Origin of the sequence: Lactobacillus rizhaonensis, from assembly GCF_036246345.1 — a bacterium.
GTDB classification, from domain to species: domain Bacteria; phylum Bacillota; class Bacilli; order Lactobacillales; family Lactobacillaceae; genus Lactobacillus; species Lactobacillus rizhaonensis.
Map to the genome: position 1 here is coordinate 148,221 of NZ_BTTV01000003.1, position 18,862 is coordinate 167,082.

The 18,862-nt window shown below is 38.3% G+C and carries 34 protein-coding genes; 33 read left to right on the plus strand and 1 reads right to left on the minus strand.

The genetic code is table 11. From position 1 onward, the window contains the following. Positions 1-102 precede the first annotated feature (102 nt). Positions 103-618 (plus strand): ECF transporter S component, encoded by a 516-nt coding sequence (locus AAA915_RS05205; protein WP_338200821.1) that lies wholly within the window; start codon positions 103-105, stop codon positions 616-618. A 66-nt stretch (positions 619-684) separates the two neighbouring features. Here the strand turns inward: AAA915_RS05205 and AAA915_RS05210 are convergent, their stop codons facing one another. Then, positions 685-1,374, minus strand: a complete 690-nt coding sequence (locus AAA915_RS05210; protein WP_338200819.1) for a prepilin peptidase — start codon at positions 1,372-1,374, stop codon at positions 685-687. 184 nt (positions 1,375-1,558) lie between these two features. On the opposite strand from AAA915_RS05210, the gene rpsL reads away from it, so the two are divergent. The 32 genes from rpsL to rplQ all read left to right on the plus strand — a co-directional run bounded on the left by rpsL (position 1,559) and on the right by rplQ (position 18,615). Further along, positions 1,559-1,966 carry a 30S ribosomal protein S12 gene (gene rpsL / locus AAA915_RS05215; protein WP_046325359.1) on the plus strand — a complete coding sequence of 136 codons (408 nt, stop codon included), beginning with the start codon at positions 1,559-1,561 and terminating at the stop codon, positions 1,964-1,966. 14 nt (positions 1,967-1,980) lie between these two features. Then, positions 1,981-2,451, plus strand: a complete 471-nt coding sequence (rpsG, locus tag AAA915_RS05220; RefSeq protein ID WP_034980476.1) for a 30S ribosomal protein S7 — start codon at positions 1,981-1,983, stop codon at positions 2,449-2,451. A 24-nt stretch (positions 2,452-2,475) separates the two neighbouring features. Continuing rightward, the gene (gene fusA, locus AAA915_RS05225) at positions 2,476-4,569 is read left to right on the plus strand and encodes an elongation factor G (protein WP_338200815.1); all 2,094 of its coding nucleotides are present in this window, start codon (positions 2,476-2,478) and stop codon (positions 4,567-4,569) included. A 475-nt stretch (positions 4,570-5,044) separates the two neighbouring features. After that, positions 5,045-5,353, plus strand: coding sequence for a 30S ribosomal protein S10 (gene rpsJ / locus AAA915_RS05230; protein WP_045928455.1), 309 nt, complete (start codon positions 5,045-5,047; stop codon positions 5,351-5,353). Between the two features lie 24 nt (positions 5,354-5,377). Further along, the gene (rplC, locus tag AAA915_RS05235) at positions 5,378-6,007 is read left to right on the plus strand and encodes a 50S ribosomal protein L3 (protein ID WP_122026350.1); all 630 of its coding nucleotides are present in this window, start codon (positions 5,378-5,380) and stop codon (positions 6,005-6,007) included. A gap of 14 nt (positions 6,008-6,021) precedes the next feature. Further along, positions 6,022-6,654, plus strand: a complete 633-nt coding sequence (gene rplD / locus AAA915_RS05240; protein WP_338200810.1) for a 50S ribosomal protein L4 — start codon at positions 6,022-6,024, stop codon at positions 6,652-6,654. Further along, positions 6,651-6,962 carry a 50S ribosomal protein L23 gene (gene rplW / locus AAA915_RS05245; RefSeq protein WP_294955780.1) on the plus strand — a complete coding sequence of 104 codons (312 nt, stop codon included), beginning with the start codon at positions 6,651-6,653 and terminating at the stop codon, positions 6,960-6,962. The genes rplD and rplW overlap by 4 nt, the downstream gene beginning before the upstream one ends. 15 nt (positions 6,963-6,977) lie before the next feature. Next, the gene (gene rplB / locus AAA915_RS05250) at positions 6,978-7,814 is read left to right on the plus strand and encodes a 50S ribosomal protein L2 (protein WP_034980459.1); all 837 of its coding nucleotides are present in this window, start codon (positions 6,978-6,980) and stop codon (positions 7,812-7,814) included. Between the two features lie 18 nt (positions 7,815-7,832). Next, entirely contained in the window at positions 7,833-8,114 is a 282-nt protein-coding gene (rpsS, locus tag AAA915_RS05255) for a 30S ribosomal protein S19 (RefSeq protein WP_034980456.1), read from the plus strand. A gap of 19 nt (positions 8,115-8,133) precedes the next feature. Then, complete coding sequence (rplV, locus tag AAA915_RS05260; protein ID WP_034980453.1) at positions 8,134-8,487, plus strand: 50S ribosomal protein L22; 354 nt, start codon at positions 8,134-8,136, stop codon at positions 8,485-8,487. A gap of 13 nt (positions 8,488-8,500) precedes the next feature. Further along, positions 8,501-9,172, plus strand: a complete 672-nt coding sequence (rpsC, locus tag AAA915_RS05265) for a 30S ribosomal protein S3 (RefSeq protein WP_046325354.1) — start codon at positions 8,501-8,503, stop codon at positions 9,170-9,172. Next, positions 9,172-9,612, plus strand: a complete 441-nt coding sequence (gene rplP / locus AAA915_RS05270) for a 50S ribosomal protein L16 (protein WP_046325353.1) — start codon at positions 9,172-9,174, stop codon at positions 9,610-9,612. The genes rpsC and rplP overlap by 1 nt, the downstream gene beginning before the upstream one ends. After that, the gene (rpmC, locus tag AAA915_RS05275) at positions 9,602-9,799 is read left to right on the plus strand and encodes a 50S ribosomal protein L29 (RefSeq protein ID WP_046325352.1); all 198 of its coding nucleotides are present in this window, start codon (positions 9,602-9,604) and stop codon (positions 9,797-9,799) included. The genes rplP and rpmC overlap by 11 nt, the downstream gene beginning before the upstream one ends. Positions 9,800-9,817: 18 nt before the next feature. Continuing rightward, positions 9,818-10,084 (plus strand): 30S ribosomal protein S17, encoded by a 267-nt coding sequence (gene rpsQ, locus AAA915_RS05280; RefSeq protein WP_034980439.1) that lies wholly within the window; start codon positions 9,818-9,820, stop codon positions 10,082-10,084. A gap of 32 nt (positions 10,085-10,116) precedes the next feature. Beyond that, positions 10,117-10,485 carry a 50S ribosomal protein L14 gene (rplN, locus tag AAA915_RS05285; protein WP_034980437.1) on the plus strand — a complete coding sequence of 123 codons (369 nt, stop codon included), beginning with the start codon at positions 10,117-10,119 and terminating at the stop codon, positions 10,483-10,485. A 16-nt stretch (positions 10,486-10,501) separates the two neighbouring features. After that, positions 10,502-10,765: a 50S ribosomal protein L24 gene (gene rplX, locus AAA915_RS05290; RefSeq protein ID WP_046325351.1), complete on the plus strand. Its 264-nt coding sequence runs from the start codon at positions 10,502-10,504 to the stop codon at positions 10,763-10,765. A 14-nt stretch (positions 10,766-10,779) separates the two neighbouring features. After that, the gene (gene rplE / locus AAA915_RS05295; protein WP_046325350.1) at positions 10,780-11,322 is read left to right on the plus strand and encodes a 50S ribosomal protein L5; all 543 of its coding nucleotides are present in this window, start codon (positions 10,780-10,782) and stop codon (positions 11,320-11,322) included. A gap of 12 nt (positions 11,323-11,334) precedes the next feature. After that, positions 11,335-11,520, plus strand: a complete 186-nt coding sequence (locus AAA915_RS05300) for a type Z 30S ribosomal protein S14 (protein WP_034980430.1) — start codon at positions 11,335-11,337, stop codon at positions 11,518-11,520. Positions 11,521-11,542: 22 nt separating this feature from the next. Continuing rightward, complete coding sequence (gene rpsH, locus AAA915_RS05305; RefSeq protein WP_122037886.1) at positions 11,543-11,941, plus strand: 30S ribosomal protein S8; 399 nt, start codon at positions 11,543-11,545, stop codon at positions 11,939-11,941. Between the two features lie 24 nt (positions 11,942-11,965). Beyond that, on the plus strand, positions 11,966-12,496 hold the full coding sequence (rplF, locus tag AAA915_RS05310; RefSeq protein ID WP_034980425.1) for a 50S ribosomal protein L6: 531 nt from the start codon (positions 11,966-11,968) through the stop codon (positions 12,494-12,496). A 23-nt stretch (positions 12,497-12,519) separates the two neighbouring features. Continuing rightward, positions 12,520-12,879 carry a 50S ribosomal protein L18 gene (gene rplR, locus AAA915_RS05315; RefSeq protein ID WP_046325348.1) on the plus strand — a complete coding sequence of 120 codons (360 nt, stop codon included), beginning with the start codon at positions 12,520-12,522 and terminating at the stop codon, positions 12,877-12,879. A gap of 16 nt (positions 12,880-12,895) precedes the next feature. Further along, the gene (rpsE, locus tag AAA915_RS05320) at positions 12,896-13,402 is read left to right on the plus strand and encodes a 30S ribosomal protein S5 (RefSeq protein WP_046325347.1); all 507 of its coding nucleotides are present in this window, start codon (positions 12,896-12,898) and stop codon (positions 13,400-13,402) included. 13 nt (positions 13,403-13,415) lie between these two features. After that, entirely contained in the window at positions 13,416-13,601 is a 186-nt protein-coding gene (gene rpmD / locus AAA915_RS05325; protein WP_038523718.1) for a 50S ribosomal protein L30, read from the plus strand. 23 nt (positions 13,602-13,624) lie between these two features. Continuing rightward, on the plus strand, positions 13,625-14,065 hold the full coding sequence (rplO, locus tag AAA915_RS05330) for a 50S ribosomal protein L15 (protein ID WP_338200794.1): 441 nt from the start codon (positions 13,625-13,627) through the stop codon (positions 14,063-14,065). Next, positions 14,065-15,360, plus strand: coding sequence for a preprotein translocase subunit SecY (gene secY / locus AAA915_RS05335; RefSeq protein ID WP_338200792.1), 1,296 nt, complete (start codon positions 14,065-14,067; stop codon positions 15,358-15,360). Before rplO ends, secY begins: the two co-directional genes overlap by 1 nt. 10 nt (positions 15,361-15,370) lie before the next feature. Further along, positions 15,371-16,027 carry an adenylate kinase gene (locus AAA915_RS05340; RefSeq protein ID WP_294955774.1) on the plus strand — a complete coding sequence of 219 codons (657 nt, stop codon included), beginning with the start codon at positions 15,371-15,373 and terminating at the stop codon, positions 16,025-16,027. A 65-nt stretch (positions 16,028-16,092) separates the two neighbouring features. After that, on the plus strand, positions 16,093-16,314 hold the full coding sequence (infA, locus tag AAA915_RS05345; protein ID WP_034980408.1) for a translation initiation factor IF-1: 222 nt from the start codon (positions 16,093-16,095) through the stop codon (positions 16,312-16,314). A 14-nt stretch (positions 16,315-16,328) separates the two neighbouring features. Beyond that, a complete protein-coding gene (gene rpmJ / locus AAA915_RS05350) occupies positions 16,329-16,445 on the plus strand; it encodes a 50S ribosomal protein L36 (protein ID WP_006729432.1) in 117 nt (38 codons plus the stop codon). Positions 16,446-16,465: 20 nt separating this feature from the next. Then, positions 16,466-16,816, plus strand: coding sequence for a 30S ribosomal protein S13 (gene rpsM, locus AAA915_RS05355; protein WP_034980405.1), 351 nt, complete (start codon positions 16,466-16,468; stop codon positions 16,814-16,816). 21 nt (positions 16,817-16,837) lie between these two features. Then, entirely contained in the window at positions 16,838-17,221 is a 384-nt protein-coding gene (gene rpsK, locus AAA915_RS05360) for a 30S ribosomal protein S11 (protein ID WP_034980403.1), read from the plus strand. 45 nt (positions 17,222-17,266) lie between these two features. Then, a complete protein-coding gene (locus tag AAA915_RS05365; protein ID WP_046325342.1) occupies positions 17,267-18,205 on the plus strand; it encodes a DNA-directed RNA polymerase subunit alpha in 939 nt (312 codons plus the stop codon). Positions 18,206-18,231: 26 nt separating this feature from the next. Further along, entirely contained in the window at positions 18,232-18,615 is a 384-nt protein-coding gene (gene rplQ / locus AAA915_RS05370; RefSeq protein ID WP_294835625.1) for a 50S ribosomal protein L17, read from the plus strand. Positions 18,616-18,862 lie beyond the last annotated feature (247 nt).

An 18,862-nucleotide genomic window follows, 5' to 3' on the forward strand; every position in this document is an offset into this window, starting at 1 on the left:
AAATTCATTACTTCAAAATTTTGTAATTTGGGATTTTATGAATAATTAGTGATAACTTTATTAAATAATGTTATAATCAAAAAAGTCACAAGGGAGATGTTAATGGTGAAAGAAGACAATTTTTCTTTAAAACGATTGGTATTATTAGCGTTACTAACTGCAATTAATGTAGTTGTCAGTCGTATTTTCATAATTCCTATGCCTTTGACTCACGGTAATATCAATTTATGTGATGCAATTATTTATTTAGTAGCATTATTATATGGGCCAGTTGCCGGCGGTATAGTTGGCGGACTTTCAGGATTTTTACTTGATCTTCTGGGTGGGTACGGACAGTTTATGCTCTTTTCCCTTGTTGTCCACGGTTTAGAAGGTTTCTTTGTAGGATTAGTCTTTAGATACTGGAACTTAGGAAATCAAATAGTTAAGGGAGCTGTTGCCGGAGTTATAGGAGTATTTTTGATGGTTGCTGGGTATTTTGTAACTAACACAGTCTTTTATACTTGGGCTGCAGGCTTTGCCAGTCTTTTTACCAATACCATTCAAGGGGTTACTGGTGTGGTCATAGCCATTGTTTTGTTGCCAAGCTTTCAACATTTAATGGCAAGATACGGTTAGCATATATCAGAAAAGTATTTTAGATTATTAAAGTACTGCATTCTCAATTGTGGGGATGCAGCTTTTTTAGTTGCTCAAAAGCTGTATAATTAATCCAATATAAATGAATGGAATAAATGCTACAGGTTCTTTTTTGCTTACCTCATCCCCAATAAAAAAGCTGAGTAAAATAATTGAGGCAGTTAAAAAAGTTAAATTGGCAAATTTAGGGTCAAAACAAAAAGTTAAGACAAGATAGATTATTAAATCTCCTTTGCCAATTTTATTTTTTATTGTTTCATAAAGAAAAAGTAAAAAAATGGGGCAAAACTCCACTAAATCTGTGATATTGATTTGATGAAAAGTTTTAATTATACGCAAAGCTGAAATAAAAAGGGTAGGAGCAACGAACGCAATATCGAATTCTTTTGACTGATAGTCACTAATAGCAGCTAGAAGTATGTTAAACAAGACAATTGCTGTGATTGCATCATGAGGATTACTAAAATCGATCTTAAGAAAAGCAGCTCCTCCTAAAAATTCTGTTACAAAATATTCAGCAGGAATCTGAATTTTGCAATAACGACACCGACCTTTGAGTAATAAATAAGAAATCAATGGTATCTCATCAAATATGTTCAGTTGCTGATTGCAGTTAGTGCATTTTGAACGGCTAAAAATAAAGTCTTCTTTTCCAACCCTTTCGACAATAACGCAGGCATGAGAAGCTAGACAACTTCCAATTAAAAAATTACTAATTTCAAAAATCCAATCCATTTTATTACCTCACTAGAGCTAAATACGAAAAAACTGGTATGAATTTTTTATCCAATAAAAATAATTTGCATTTTTAATTCAAGCGAGTACAATAGTCATTGTGTATTTTGAAGATTTATCTGGGACCAAAAAAAGAAACTCCTGGATGTGTGAACAAAATAATATTTTTTAGGAGGAAAATTTAATGCCAACCATTAACCAATTGGTAAGAAAAGGCCGTCACACTAAGACGACTAAATCAAAGTCACCTGCTTTAAGCTATGGCTACAACAGTATGAAGAAAGAACTAGTAGCTAACCCAGCACCTCAAATGCGTGGAGTAGCTACTCGTGTCGGTACCATGACACCAAAGAAGCCAAACTCAGCTTTACGGAAATATGCTCGTGTTCGTCTTTCAAATTTAATCGAAGTAACTGCATACATTCCAGGTGAAGGCCATAATTTACAGGAGCACTCAGTTGTTTTAATTCGTGGTGGTCGTGTAAAGGACCTTCCTGGTGTTCGTTATCACATTATCCGCGGCGCGTTGGATACTGCGGGCGTTGATGGTAGAAAACAAGGCCGTTCTAAGTACGGTGCCAAGAAAGATTAAGGAGGAGTTAAATAATGCCTAGAAAAGGACATGTTGCTAAAAGAGATATTTTAGCGGATCCAGTATATAATTCAAAGCTCGTAACCAAGTTAATCAACCACTTAATGATTGATGGTAAGAGAGCTAAGGCATCTTCAATCCTTTATGATGCTTTTGACATTGTTAAAGAAAAGACTGGCAAGGAGCCACTCGATGTTTTTGAAGAAGCTATGAACAACATTATGCCAGTTTTGGAGGTTAGAGCACGCCGTATTGGTGGTTCAAACTACCAGATCCCAGTAGAAGTTCGTCCTGAAAGAAGAACTACTCTTGGTTTAAGATGGTTAGTTTCATATGCTCGTTTACGTAATGAACATACTATGGATGAACGCTTAGCTAATGAAATTATCGATGCTTCAAACAATACTGGCTCAGCTGTTAAGAAGCGTGAAGATGTTCACCGTATGGCTGAAGCCAACCGTGCATTTGCACACTATCGTTTCTAATTTTTTAGGGAAAGGAAAAAATCTATGGCTAATAAGCGTGAATTTCCATTAGAAAAAACACGTAACATTGGTATTATGGCCCACATTGATGCGGGTAAGACTACTACTACAGAACGTATTCTTTATTACACTGGAAAAATCCATAAAATCGGTGAAACCCATGAGGGTGATTCCCAAATGGACTGGATGGATGAAGAAAAAGAACGTGGTATTACCATTACTTCAGCTGCTACTACAGCACAATGGCATGATTACAGAATTAACATTATCGATACCCCAGGACACGTTGACTTCACTATTGAGGTAGAACGTTCACTTCGTGTACTTGATGGTGCCGTTACTGTTCTTGATGCCCAAGCCGGAGTTGAACCTCAGACTGAAAACGTTTGGCGTCAAGCTGAAACTTACGGTGTTCCTCGAATTGTTTTTGTAAACAAGATGGACAAGATTGGTGCAGATTTTGATAATTCTGTTAAGTCTTTACATGAACGTTTAAATGCCAATGCTCTGGCTGTTCAAATGCCAATTGGTTCTGCAGAAAGCTTTGAGGGTGTTATCGACTTACTCAACATGGTGGCTGATGTTTATGATGAAGATAAACTTGGTTCCAAGTGGGACACTATTCCTGTTCCTGATGAATATAAAGAAGAAGCAGAAAAGCGTCGCGGTGAGCTAATTGAACAAGTAGCAGACGTTGATGACGACATCATGGAAAAGTATCTTAATGGTGATGAAATTTCCGTTGATGAATTAAAGGCTGCTATTCGTAAAGCTACATTGGATTTGAAGATTTTCCCAGTATTTGCTGGTTCAGCATTCAAGAACAAGGGTGTGCAAATGATGCTTGATGGTGTGGTTGACTACTTACCATCTCCATTAGACGTTAAGCCTTATGTTGCTCACGATCCAAAAACTGGTGAAGAAGTTGAATTAGTTGCTGGAGACGAGAAGCCATTCTCTGCTTTGGCATTTAAGATTGCTACTGATCCATTTGTTGGCCGTTTGACCTATATTCGTGTTTACACTGGTTCACTTGAATCAGGTTCATATGTTTTGAATGCTTCAAAGAATAGCCGTGAACGTGTTGGTCGTTTATTACAAATGCATGCCAACTCAAGAAGTGAGATTCCTGAAGTCTTCTCAGGTGATATTGCCGGTGCTATTGGTTTAAAGAACACTACTACTGGTGATTCCTTAACTGATCCTGACCACCCGTTAATTTTGGAAAGTTTGGAAGTCCCAGATCCAGTTATTCAAGTTTCAATTGAGCCGGAATCTAAAGCTGACCGTGATAAACTTGATGTTGCCTTGCAAAAACTGACTGAAGAAGATCCAACTTTTAGAGCAGAAACTAATGCTGAAACTGGTCAAACTTTGATTTCCGGAATGGGTGAATTACACCTGCAAATCATGGTTGAACGTATGAAGCGTGAATTCCACGTTGAAGCAAAAATTGGTGAGCCACAAGTTGCTTATCGTGAAACCTTTACTAAGCCAGCTAAAGCACAAGGTAAGTTTGTTCGTCAGTCTGGTGGTAAGGGTCAATATGGTGATGTTTGGATTGAATTTACTCCAAACGAAAGAGGAAAAGGTTACGAATTTGAAGACGCCATTGTTGGTGGTGTTGTTCCTCGTGAATTTATTCCAGCCGTTGATGCAGGTTTGCAAGAATCTATGAAGAACGGTATCTTAGCTGGTTACCCGTTGATTGATGTTAAAGCCAAGCTTTATGATGGTAGTTACCACGAAGTCGATTCTTCTGAAGCTGCCTTCAAGGTCGCTGCATCATTGGCATTGAGAAATGCGGCTCCTAAGGCTGGTGCTGTTATCCTTGAGCCTATTATGAAAGTTCAAGTAATTACACCTGAAGATTACTTAGGTGACGTAATGGGTTCCATTACAGCTCGTCGTGGTACTATGGATAACATGCAAGACCGTGCTGGAGCTAAAGTGTTGAATTCAATGGTTCCACTTGCAGAAATGTTTGGTTATGCTACTACTTTGCGTTCTTCAACTCAAGGTCGTGGTACGTTTACAATGGTCTTTGACCACTATTCACCAACACCTAAATCTATCCAAGAAGAAATTATTAAAAAGCGTGGCGGCAACGCAGAATAATTTCTGATAGTTAATGGGGTATAATTTTAAAATTGATAAAAGAGCTATTGGTAGATCCAGTAGCTCTTTTTTATGTCAAATATAATTTGAATAATAAACATTGTCTCTTATAGACTAGATTTTGTAGTATCAACTTGACCGAATTACTTTCACCAAATTGAGCAAAAACTTTGCCTCAAGATGTTTCCTGTTGTATTTTAGTTGCTGCTAAAAAATATTACTTTATAAAAGTTAAAATTTTATAATTGTTGATATAAAGTCAAGAAAAATATCCTTTGAGCCTTGATATTCAAGCTTAAAACAGGTATACTATCTTTTGTGTGTCTAGGGCTTTTTCTGCCCTAAAAGCACATTTTGTTGTAAAGCGTTGATACAAAAGGTTGCGGCACACCAGGCTGCATTGCCACAGAGGCAGTGCCGGGAATTTTTGTGGAAGCTAGTCATCTTTTAAAGAAGACGTTGAGGAGGTAATTTAATGGCAAGTCAATCAATTCGTATCAGACTTAAGTCATACGAACATGGTATTCTCGATGAATCAGCTGCTAAAATTGTAGCTACTGCTAAGAGAACTGGAGCTGAAATTTCAGGTCCTGTTCCACTGCCAACAGAAAGGGTATTGTTTACTGTTTTGCGTTCACCACATAAGAACAAAGATTCACGTGAACAATTTGAAATTCGTACGCATAAGCGGTTAATCGATATTTTAAATCCAACACCTAAGACTGTTGACTCTTTAATGAAGCTTGATTTACCAAGCGGCGTTGACATCGAAATTAAACTTTAATTTTTAAAAGAAAGAGGTGTAATCATGACCAAAGGAATCTTAGGAAGAAAAGTTGGTATGACCCAAATCTTCACTAAAGATGGTATCCTTGTGCCAGTAACGGTTGTTGAAGCAACTCCTAACGTTGTTATGCAAGTTAAGACAGTTGAATCAGACGGTTACGAAGCGATTCAATTAGGATATCAAGACAAGCGTGAAGTTTTGAGCAACAAACCAGAAAAAGGTCATGCTGCAAAAGCAAAGACTTCGCCTAAGCGCTTCATACGTGAAATCCGCGGAGTTGAGCTTAAGGACTATGAAGTCGGCTCGGAAGTTACTGTGGACACATTTAAGGAAGGTGACGTAGTTGACGTCACTGGTACTACAAGAGGTCATGGATACCAAGGTAACATTAAACGTTGGGGCCAATCACGTGGACCAGAAACTCACGGTTCAAGATACCACAGAATTCCTGGTTCAATGGGTTCCATCATTAACCGTGTTCCTAAAGGCAAACGTCTGCCAGGACACATGGGAATGAAGAAAGTTACCATTGAAAACTTAGTAATTGAAAAAGTTGTAGCAGATAAGAATGTATTATTAATCAAGGGTAATGTACCTGGTGCTAAGAATTCATTGCTTACTGTTAGATCAGCTGTTAAGAATAATAAATAGGAAGGAGGACTAGAATGGCTAATTTAAAAGTTATCGATCAAAAGGGCAAAGATGCTGGTGAAGTTACTTTAAATGATGATGTATTTGGTATTAAACCAAATGAAAGCGTAGTTTTTGACGCAATTATCAGACAGAGAGCTGGCAGACGTCAAGGTACCTCGAAGGTCAAGAATAGATCCGCTGTTCGCGGCGGTGGTAAGAAGCCTTGGAAACAAAAAGGTACTGGACGTGCTCGTCAAGGCTCTATCCGTTCCCCACAATGGCGTGGCGGTGGTGTGGTTTTCGGACCAACTCCACGTTCTTACGCATACTCAATGCCAAGAAAGCAACGTCGCCTGGCTATCAAGTCTGTTCTTTCCCAGAAATTGATTGATGGAGATTTAGTAGTTTTAGATCAACTAACAATGTCAGCTCCTAAGACTAAAGAATTCAAGTCAATCTTGGACGGCTTAAAAGTTGAAGGCAAAGTTTTGGTTGTTTCTGATGATCAGAATGTTCAATGTTCTGCTAGAAACTTACCAAACGTTAAGGTAATCACTGCTAATGGCTTGAATGTTGAAGATGTTGTCAATTATGACAAATTAGTTTTGACTAAAGAAGCTATTGAAAAGATTGAAAAGAATGTTGAGGGGGCTTCAGCGAAATGAGTGCACATGATATCATTTTAAGACCTGTCATTACCGAAAAGTCAACGAACTTAATGGATGATAAGAAGTACACTTTCAACGTGCTTTTAACTGCAACCAAGACTCAAGTTCGTGATGCTGTTGAAGAAATTTTTGATGTTAAGGTTAAAAAAGTTAATATCATGAATGTTCGTGGTAAAGATAAGCGTGTTGGCCGTTATTCCGGCAAAACCGCTCGTACCCGTAAGGCAATAGTTACCTTAACTGAAGATTCAAACGATATCAAAATTTTCAAAGACGACAGCGACAATAAAGAAGAAAATAAGTAATAGGAGGTCAGTCAATTGGCTATTAAAATATATAAGCCAACCACAAATGGTCGCCGTAATATGACTACTTCTGACTTTGCTGAAATTACCAAGAGCAAACCAGAACGTACTTTACTTGAGTCACAATCCCACACTGCAGGTCGTAACTCTTATGGTCATATTACAAGTAGACACCGTGGTGGTGGACATAAGCAAAAATACCGTATCATCGATTTTAAGCGTAACAAAGACAATGCAAAAGCTGTAGTTAAGGCTATCGAATACGATCCAAATAGAACTGCTAATATTGCACTTCTTCACTACACTGATGGTATTAAAGCTTATATCTTGGCACCTAAAGGTTTAACAGTCGGCGATGTGGTTGAATCTGGTGCTAACGCAGATATTAAACCAGGGAATGCTTTGCCTTTAAAGAACATTCCAACTGGTACTTCAATTCATAATATTGAATTAAGACCTGGTAAAGGTGGTCAGCTTGTTAGAAGTGCTGGAGCCAGCGCTCAAGTATTGGGTAATGATGGTAAGTACACTTTAGTTAAATTACAAAGTGGTGAAGTTCGCAAGATTTTATCAGTTTGTCGTGCAACTATTGGTGTTGTAGGTAATGAACAACATTCATTAATCCAATTAGGTAAAGCTGGACGTAGCCGCTGGTTGGGCAGACGCCCACAGTCTCGTGGTTCCGTAATGAACCCTAACGATCACCCACATGGTGGTGGTGAAGGTAAGGCTCCTGTAGGTCGTCCACAACCGATGACTCCATGGGGCAAGAAAGCTCGTGGTATTAAGACTAGAAATAGTAAGAGAGCCAGCGAGAAATTGATTGTTCGTCACCGTAAGGGTAGCAAATAATAGAAGGAGGGTAATTTAATGAGCCGTAGTATTAAAAAAGGGCCTTTTGCTGATGCATCTTTATTAAAGAAAGTTGATGCACAAGCAGACACAGATAAAAAACAGGTTATTAAAACTTGGTCACGTCGTTCAACTATTTTTCCTTCTTTTGTTGGTTTGACTATAGCTGTTTACGATGGTAGAAAGCATGTTCCAGTATACATTACCGAGGACATGGTTGGTCATAAGTTAGGTGAATTTGTTCCAACGAGAACTTTCCGCGGACACAAGACATCTGACGACAAGGCTACTGCAAAATAGAGAAAGGAGAAACACTTAAATGGCAGAACAAGTTAGTTCAGCTAGGGCAGAGGCAAGAACAGTTCGTATTGCTCCAAGAAAAGCACGTTTAGTCGTTGATTTGATTCGTGGCAAAGACGTAGCTGAAGCATTGGCAATCTTGCAATTTACGCCTAGAGCTGCTTCCCCAATCGTTGAAAAAGTTTTACGCTCAGCAATTGCAAATGCAGAACACAATTACGATCTTGAAAGTGCTAATCTTTATGTGTCTGAAGCATACGTAAACGAGGGAGCTACTTTAAAGAGATTTAGACCACGTGCCAAGGGTATGGCTTCTCCTATTAACAAGAGAACTAGTCATGTAGTTGTAGTAGTGTCAGAAAAGAACGATTAAGGGAGGTATATTAATGGGTCAGAAAATTAACCCAAATGGTTTTCGTCTCGGCGTGATACGTGACTGGGAATCTAAATGGTATGCTGACAGAGGATACAAAGAAACCTTAAATGAAGACCTGCGCATCAGAAAATTCATTGATAAGAAATTAAAGAATGCCTCTGTTTCTACTGTTGAAATTGAACGTGCAGCCAATAGAATCAACGTATCAATCAATACTTCTAAGCCAGGTATGGTGATTGGTAAAGGTGGTTCTGAAGTTGAAGCATTGAGAAGAGAATTAAATGCTTTGACTAAAAAGCAGGTTCACGTTAATATTGTTGAAATTAAGAAACCAGATCTGGATGCTAAATTGGTAGCTGAAAGTATTGCTAGTCAACTTGAAGCTCGTATTGCTTTTAGACGTGCTACTCGTCAGGCAACTCAAAGAACAATGCGTGCCGGTGCTAAAGGAATCAGAGTACAAACTTCTGGTCGTTTAAATGGTGCTGACATGGCAAGAAGAGAATGGCATACAGAAGGTCGTGTTCCATTACAAACTTTAAGAGCTGATATAGATTATGCTTGGGTAAATGCTTACACCACATATGGTGAAATTGGCGTTCAAGTATGGATTAACCGGGGTGAAATCTTACCTTCTAAAAGTAAGAAGCCCGAAAAAGCTGCGAAGGGAGGAAATAAATAATGCCTCTAGTACCAAAAAGGGTAAAACACCGTCGTGAGTTTCGTGGTAAAATGCGTGGTGCCGCTAAGGGTGGTAAAACTATTGCTTTTGGTGAATATGGATTAGAAGCCCTTGAATCCCACTGGATTACTACTCAACAAATCGAAGCTGCTCGTGTGGCGATGACTCGTTATATGAAGCGTGGCGGTAAAGTTTGGATTAGAATTTTCCCTCAAAAATCTTACACTGCTAAAGGTGTTGGTGTACGTATGGGTTCTGGTAAAGGTGCACCAGCAGGCTGGGTAGCTGTAGTCAAGAGAGAAAAGATTATGTTTGAAATTGGTGGCGTTAACGAAGCAACTGCTCGCGAAGCTTTAAGACTTGCTGCAACTAAGCTTCCAATTAAATGTAAGTTTGTGTCTAGAAGTTCGGAAGTAGGTGGCAATTCTAATGAAGGCTAAGGAAATCAGAGCATTAACCACTGATCAAATGTTAGACAAAGAAAAGCAATATAAAGAAGAACTCTTTAATTTGCGTTTTCAACAAGCAACGGGTCAATTAGAAAATACCGCTCGCCTAAGCAAAGTCCGTAAAAATATTGCTAGAATTAAAACAATTCTTAGTGAAAAAGCATTGGAAAAAGATTAGTGGAAGGGAGTTATTAACTTGAGCGAATCAATCGAAAGAAATCATCGTCACGTATATCAAGGCCAAGTAATTTCTGATAAGAATGACAAAACTATCACTGTAGTTGTTGATACTTATAAGAATCACCCTGTTTACAAGAAGCGTATAAGATATTCAAAGAAATACTACGCACAAGATGATAAAAATGAAGCTAAAGTTGGCGATACTGTTCGTATCATGGAAACTCGTCCATTATCTCGTACAAAGCGCTTTCGTTTAGTTAAAATTGTTAAAAAATCTGTTTAATTTTGCGGATTTAGTGAGGGGAGGATTATATAGTGATTCAAAATGAATCCCGTTTGAAGGTTGCTGATAACTCAGGTGCCAGAGAACTTTTAGTTATTAGAGTCTTAGGTGGATCAAGACGTAAGACTGGTAACATTGGTGATATTGTGGTAGCAACTGTTAAACAAGCAACACCAGGTGGCGTTGTCAAAAAAGGTGACGTTGTCAAGGCCGTCATTGTTAGAACAAAATCAGGCGCACGTCGTGAAGATGGTTCATACATCAAATTTGATGAAAATGCTGGTGTAGTTATCAATGCAGATAAGAGCCCACGCGGTACTCGTATCTTTGGGCCTGTTGCACGTGAGCTGCGTGAGCACGACTTTATGAAAATCGTCTCTCTTGCTCCTGAAGTCTTATAATAAGTGAGGTGCACTGATGTTTGTTAAAACTGGTGACAAAGTAAAGGTTATTGCCGGAAAAGACAAAGGTAAAGAAGGTATTGTTTTATCTGTTAACGTTAAAAAGAACCGTGTAGTTGTTAAGGGCGTTAATAAGATTAAGAAACACCAAAAGCCTTCACAGACTAATGCTAATGGTGGTGTAGTTGAATCAGAAGGTTCAATTCACGCATCAAACGTTAAGGTCATTGCAAAGTCTGAAGGCAAAGCAAATGATAATAAAGAAGAAACTAAGAAGTAGAAGGGAGGACACAAATGGCAAATTATTTAGCTCAAGAATATAAAGAAAAAATTGTTCCTGCATTGCAAGAAAAGTTTGATTACAGCTCAGTTATGCAAGTACCAAAGATTGAGAAAATCGTTTTGAACATGGGTGTTGGTGATGCTGTATCCAATGCTAAAAATCTAGACGAAGCTGTTGAAGAATTAACTTTAATTTCAGGTCAAAAGCCTTTGGTAACAAAAGCCAAAAAGTCAATCGCTAACTTCCGTTTGCGTGAAGGTATGTCTATCGGTGCTAAGGTTACTCTTAGAGGAGATAGAATGTATGATTTCTTGTACAAGTTAATCAGTGTTTCACTTCCTCGTGTTCGCGACTTCCGCGGTGTATCAAGCCGTTCATTTGATGGTCGTGGTAACTACACTTTAGGTATTAAGGAACAATTAATTTTCCCAGAAATTGACTTTGATAAAGTTAATAGAACTAGGGGTTTAGATGTTGTTATCGTTACTACTGCCAATACAGATGAGGAAGCTAGAGAACTTCTAAGTCAATTTGGCATGCCGTTTGCAAAATAATGGAGGACATTAATGGCTAAGACATCACAAAAAATTAGAAATCATCGTCCTGCTAAATTTTCTTCACGTGAATACACTCGTTGCGAGAGATGTGGTCGCCCACGTTCTGTTTATCGTAAGTTTGGCTTATGCCGTATTTGCTTGAAAGATTTAGCTCACAAAGGTCAAATTCCAGGCCTTAAAAAGGCTAGTTGGTAATACGGATAGGAGGATAGCATAAATGGTCATGACAGATCCGATCGCAGATTACTTGACTAGAATTAGAAATGCCAATATGGCAAAGCATAGTTCAGTTGAAGTTCCTGCATCAAATATTAAAAAATCTATTTCAGAAATTTTGAAACGCGAAGGCTTCATCCGTGATTACGAAGTTACCGATGACAACAAGCAAGGTATGATTAAGATTTTCCTGAAATATGGTCCTGACGGAGAACGTGTCATTTCAGGCTTAAAGCGAATTTCTAAGCCAGGTCTTAGAACTTACGTAAGTGCTGAAAATTTACCTAAGGTACTTAATGGCTTAGGCATTGCCATCGTTTCTACTTCTGCTGGTGTAATTACCGACAAGGAAGCAAGACAAAAAGATGTTGGTGGCGAAGTTATCGCCTATGTATGGTAATTTTGACAGAAAGGAGAACAATCAATGAGCCGTATTGGTTTAAAAACAATTGAAGTCCCTGATAGTGTCACTGTTACCAAGAAGGGTGACAATATCACTGTTAAAGGGCCTAAGGGCGAATTAACCAGATATTTCGATCCAAAGATCACTTTTAAACAAGAAGATGGTAAAATTAACTTCTCACGTTCTAGTGAAAGCGATAAAGCTCTTCACGGTACTGAAAGAGCTAATTTGGCCTCTATGGTTGAAGGTGTAGTTGACGGATACAAGAAAACTTTAAAGTTAATCGGAGTTGGTTACCGTGCAACAGCACAAGGTAATAAGCTCACTTTAAATGTTGGTTATTCACACCCAGTTGTAATGACTGCACCAGAAGGTGTTTCAGTGAAAGCTACTTCAGCTACAGACATAGAAGTAGAAGGAATTTCTAAGCAAAATGTTGGACAATTTGCTGCTGAAATTCGCGATGTACGTCCACCAGAGCCTTACAAAGGTAAAGGTATTCGTTATACAGACGAGTATGTACGTCGTAAGGAAGGTAAGACAGGTAAATAGAAAATAATTTTTGAGGTGAAATTGTGATTTCAAAACCAGATAAGAACAAATTGCGCTTAAAGCGTCACAAACGTATTCGTAGCAAAATTTCTGGTACTGCTGAGCGCCCACGCTTAAGCGTTTTCCGTTCAAACAAAAACATCTACGCTCAATTAATTGATGACGTAGCGGGTGTAACGCTAGCAAGTGCCTCAACTTTAGATGATGCTGTAGCTAAGGATCAGACTAAAGTAGAACAAGCTCAAGCTGTTGGCAAGAATATTGCTGAAGCAGCGAAAGCTAAAAACATTACTAGTGTAGTGTTTGATAGAAGTGGTTATTTATACCACGGCCGTATTTCAGCTTTGGCAGATGCCGCACGTGAAAACGGATTAGAGTTCTAGGAAAGGAGATAAATACATGGCAAACCGCAACGATTCTCGCAATAATCGCAGAAATAAGGACGACATCGAAGATCAGTTAGTAGCAATCAATCGTGTCACCAAGGTTGTCAAGGGTGGTCAACGAATGAGATTTGCTGCCTTGGTAATCGTTGGCGACAAAAAAGGTCGTGTAGGCTTTGGTACTGGTAAAGCTCAAGAAGTTCCAGAAGCAATCCGTAAGGCCGTTGAAGCTGGTAAAAAGAACATGATCAAAGTTCCTAAGGTTGGCACTACTATTCCTCATGAAGTAATTGGTCATTATGGCTCAGGTAATATTATGATTAAACCTGCTCCAGCTGGTTCTGGTGTTGCTGCTGGTGGTGCCGTTCGTATCGTTATGGATATGGCTGGTATTGCTGATGTTACTTCTAAGTCACTCGGTTCTAATACTCCAATTAATGTTGTTCGTGCAACAATAGATGGTTTGAAGAAACTTAGAACAAGTGAAGACGTTGAAAAGCTTCGTCACGCTGAATTAGATTAGGGAGACAGGATAAATGACTGAATTAAAAGTTACTTTAATTAGAAGTGCTGCACACCGTCTGCCTAACCAAAGAAAAGTTGTGAAAGCTCTTGGTTTAGGTAGAATTAACAGTACAACTACTTTACCAGACAATGCTGCAACTCGTGGTGCATTGATGAAAATTGCCCACTTGATTTCAGTTGAAGAGATTAATAAATAGTTAATTGAGGAGGTGCCAAATTAATGAAGCTTCATGAATTACATGCTGCTGAAGGTTCACGCAATACTAGAAAACGTGTTGGTCGTGGTACTTCAAGTGGTTTTGGAAAAACTTCTGGCCGTGGTCAAAAGGGACAATTGTCTCGCCAAGGTGGTCATACCCGTTTAGGCTTTGAAGGTGGTCAAATGCCATTATTCAGAACTATGCCAAAGCGTGGATTTAAGAACGTTAACCGCAAAGAGTATGCAATCATTAACTTAGATGATTTAAACAAGTTTGAGGATGGTAACGAAGTTACAGTTGCTAGTCTTAAAGAAAAAGGTTTGGTAAAGAAAGAATTATCAGGCGTTAAGTTGCTTGCAAAAGGTGAGTTAAAAGTTAAGTTAAACGTAAAGATTGACAAAGTTTCCGCCGCTGCGAAGAAAGCAGTTGAAGATGCTGGCGGATCTGTTGAGGTGATCTAATGTTTTCGACCTTGAAGAACGCCTTTAAGGATAAGGAGATTAGAAATAAAATTTATTTCACACTCTTTATTCTTTTGATTTACCGAATTGGAGCTAATATCACTGTTCCAGGTGTCAACGCAAAAGCGATTACTCAAGTTGCACAAACTGGTTTGGTCCCAATGCTGGATACTGTTTCTGGTGGTGGACTTGATAACTATTCGATATTCTCTTTAGGTGTTTCACCTTACATTACTGCACAAATTGTTATTCAACTTTTACAAATGGACATAGTTCCGACGTTGGTAGAATGGGGTAAACAAGGAGAAGTAGGACGTCGTAAGACTAATAACGTAACCCGTGTACTTGCATTGTTTGTGGCATTCGTCCAGAGTATTGGTATCACGCTTGGTTTCAATGCTTTGACCGAGATGGGGTTAGTCAAGTCACAGACTTGGCAGTCCTACTTTGAGATTGCAATTGTAATGACTGCCGGAACAATGTTGCTAACCTGGTTAGGTGACGAAATCACTGATAAGGGTCTGGGCAATGGAGTTTCTGTTATTATTTTTGCAGGTATTATTGCTAGGCTACCGCGAGGACTGTGGCAGCTTTATAAAGAAGACGTTATTAACAACAGTGCGAGTGATCGTTGGCAAGGGATTTTGTTCTTCATCGCGATTATCATTGCAATACTTATCGTAACTCAATTAGTTACATGGGTAGAACAGGCAGATCGCCGAATTCCAATACAATATACAAGAAGAGCAACTATTAGTGGCTCTGAAAGTTTTTTGCCATTGAAAGTTAATGTTTCTGGTGTTATTCCAGTTATTTTTGCTAGTTCTTTCATCATCACACCGGCAACAATTTTAATGGCTTTCCAAAAGTCTCAAGGCGACCAGCAATGGTACAAGATAATGACTAATATCTTTAGTATGCAAACTACACCTGGGGTTATAATTTATACTGTTTTAATAATTCTGTTCACGTTCTTCTATGCTTTTGTTCAGGTTAACCCTGAGAAGCTGGCAAAGAACTTGCAGAAGCAGGGCGCTTATATCCCAAGTGTTTGGCCTGGTAAAGATACACAAGATTATGTTTCTAAGGTATTGATTAGATTATCAACAGTAGGATCTGTATTTTTAGGCCTTGTAGCTTTGCTACCACAGCTTGCTACTAATTTTTGGGATTTACCAAGTTCAATTGGATTGGGCGGTACCAGTCTTTTAATTGTTATTGGTGTCGTCTTGGAGCTATCTCGTCAAATTAACGGATTGTTAATGAAGAGAGAATACGTTGGATTCATCAGATAGGGACGGATAAATGATTAATATATTTCTTTTAGGTTTGCCTGGTGCTGGCAAAGGTACGGTATCAGAACAAATTGTCGATAAATATCATCTAACTCATATTTCAACTGGGGATATGTTTAGAGAAGCAATGGCTAATGAGACTAAAGTTGGTCTTGAAGCTAAAAGTTACATTGATAAAGGTGATTTGGTACCGGATGAAGTTACTGCCAAATTAGTTGAAGAACGTATAGGTCAACCTGATATTAAAGAGGGTTACATCTTAGATGGTTTTCCACGGACTATTGTTCAGGCGAAACTTTTTGAAGATATTGCTAAACGTGTCAATAAACAATTAACAAACGTAATTTCACTTGAAGTTAAAGAAGAAACTTTAGTAAAACGTTTATCAGCACGCTTTATGTGCAAAAATTGTGGTGCTACTTATAATAAGATTACAAAAATGCCCAAAGTTAAAGGGACTTGTGATCGTTGTGGCAGTCATGACTTTTATCAACGTGAAGATGACAAGCCTGAAGTAGTAAAAAATCGTTTAGAAGTAAATGAAAAGATGAATACACCGCTCAAGGACTTTTACCAGAAAAAAGGTTTGTTAACTGTTGTTGATGGTGAACAAACGCCTGAAGAAGTTTTCAAGAATGTTGATGCGGTTTTAAGTAAAAAGCAATAATTTGTATATTTACTTTTCCGTGTTATAATTTCAAAGTATGACTGTTTAAATGCGGAGGAACGGCTTTGGCAAAAGATGATGTCATAGAAGTAAAAGGTAAGGTTGTTGATACCTTGCCTAATGCTATGTTTAAAGTTGAATTGGAAAATGGAGCAGTGATTTTAGCACATGTTTCCGGTAAAATTAGAATGCATTATATTCGGATTTTACCTGGAGACCGTGTTACAGTTGAACTTTCTCCTTATGATTTAACTAAAGGTAGAATAACTTATCGATTTATAAAGTAATAACGGAGGGAAACATGAAGGTTAGACCATCTGTTAAACCAATGTGTGAACATTGTAAGATAATTAAAAGAAATGGTCGTGTAATGGTTATTTGCTCTGCAAATCCAAAGCACAAGCAACGTCAAGGTTAGAAAAATAGGAGGTGCAATTTATGGCACGTATTGCTGGTGTTGACTTACCAAGAGATAAAAGAATAGTTGTTGCATTAACTTATATTTATGGTATTGGTGAACCAACGGCACAAAAGATTTGTGCGGATGCTGGTGTTTCTGAAGACATACGTTCAAAAGATTTGACTCCAGATGACCAAGAGAAGCTTCGTGCAGAAGTTGATAAATACCGTGTTGAAGGTGACTTACGTAGAGAAGTCAGCATGAACATTAAGCGGTTAATTGATATTGGTTCATATCGTGGTATTCGCCACCGTCGTGGACTTCCAGTTCGTGGTCAAAATACCAAGAATAATGCTCGTACACGTAAGGGTAGTAAAAAGAATAAATAAAAATTTTAAGGAGGTTTATTGATGCCTAAAACAGCACGTAAACGCCGTGTGAAGAAGCACGTTGAAAAAGGCGTTGCTCATATCCATTCTACGTTTAACAATACTTTAGTCATGATTACTGACGTTCAAGGCAATGCAATTGCTTGGTCTTCAGCTGGTGCATTAGGCTTTAAAGGTAGTCGTAAGTCTACACCATTTGCGGCACAAATGGCAGCCGAAGCAGCAGCTAAGAGCGCAATGGATCAAGGCATGAAACATGTTGAAGTTTCTGTTAAAGGTCCTGGTGCTGGCCGTGAATCTGCTATTAGATCGCTACAAGCGACTGGGCTTGAAATCACTGCAATTCGTGATGTTACTCCAGTTCCTCACAATGGTTCTAGACCACCAAAACGTCGTCGTGTTTAATTTTGTTCTTAATGAAGGACATTGCGTTTTGAAAGGGGCCTAGTAATGATTGAATTTGAAAAACCAAATATTACCGTTGTGGACCAAGAAAAGTCGTATGGTAAATTTGTTATTGAACCACTTGAACGAGGCTTTGGTACTACTTTAGGTAACTCATTACGTAGAGTTTTACTGACATCTATCCCAGGTACAGGACTTGTTTACGTTCAAATAGATGATGTCTTACATGAATTCTCAACCGTTCCAGGCGTAAGAGAAGATGTCGCTAAGATAATCCTGAACCTTAAGAAACTTGAATTAAAGTCTTTTTCAGATGAACAAAAAATTATTGAAATTGACGTAGAGGGTCCGGCTACTGTAACCGCCGATGATCTTAAAGCTGACGCTGATATTCAAATCCTGAATCCTGATCAATATATTTGTACTATTGCTGATGGTGGTCATCTGCATATGCAAATTGCTGTCCAAAATGGCCGAGGCTATGTTGCGGCAAGTGACAACAAGAGTGAGGATATGCCAATTGGGGTTATTCCGGTTGATTCTTTGTTTTCACCAATAAAGAAAGTTAATTACCAAGTTGAATCAACTCGTGTTGGTAAAAGAGACGATTTTGATAAGCTCACCTTAGAGATTTGGACAGATGGTTCAATCAAGCCTAACGATGCCCTCAGTTTCGCTGCTAAAATTTTAGTCGCACACTTTAAAGTGTTTGAAACTGCTGATGCAAATACTAAATTCAATGATGTGATGGTTGAAAAAGAGGATGATACGGCAGAAAAGAAGCTTGAAATGACAATTGAAGAGCTTGATCTTTCTGTTCGTTCATACAATTGTCTTAAACGTGCCGGAATTAATACACTGCAAGAACTGACTGACAAGACAGAAGCAGATATGATGCGTGTACGCAATTTAGGACGGAAATCGTTGGAAGAAGTTAAAAACAAGTTAGCTGACTTGGGACTATCACTTCGTCAAGAAGATTAATATCGAAAAATAAAGGAGGTAAACTGATGGCATACCGTAAATTGGGACGAGACAGTGCACATAGAAAAGCAATGTTAAGAGAAATGACTACTCAATTAATCATGAAGGAACGCATTACTACAACTGAAACACGTGCTAAAGAAGTTCGTAAAACTGCCGAAAAGATGATTACTTTAGGTAAGCGTGGAGATTTAGCCGCAAGAAGAAGAGCAGCTGCTTTTATTCGTGATGAAGTTGCAGATATTCATGAAGAAAAAGATGCAGTAGTTGTTAAATCAGCTTTACAAAAGCTTTTTAGCGACGTTGCACCTCGTTATAAAGACAGAAATGGTGGTTACACCAGAATTATGAAGCTTGCTACTGCCCGTAAAGGTGATGCAGCTCCAATGGTTATTTTAGAATTAGTTTAATTCGAATAATCTAAACTTAATAGCTATTAAGAATTATCCGTGAGAGTGAGAATAAGCGTTAAGATGATGACGAAAGTTTAGTCTAGCTTAGATGAAGTAATTTATCCCTCCTCATGGGTGATTTTTTTTGCTTTAAATTTTAGTTGATTGACAGTTTGCAAATAAAACTTAATTGACTTTTACTTCATATTCAGATTTAATGCTTTAATTTAGTGAGGCAAAATGAATTACACTGCTGCAAACAAAG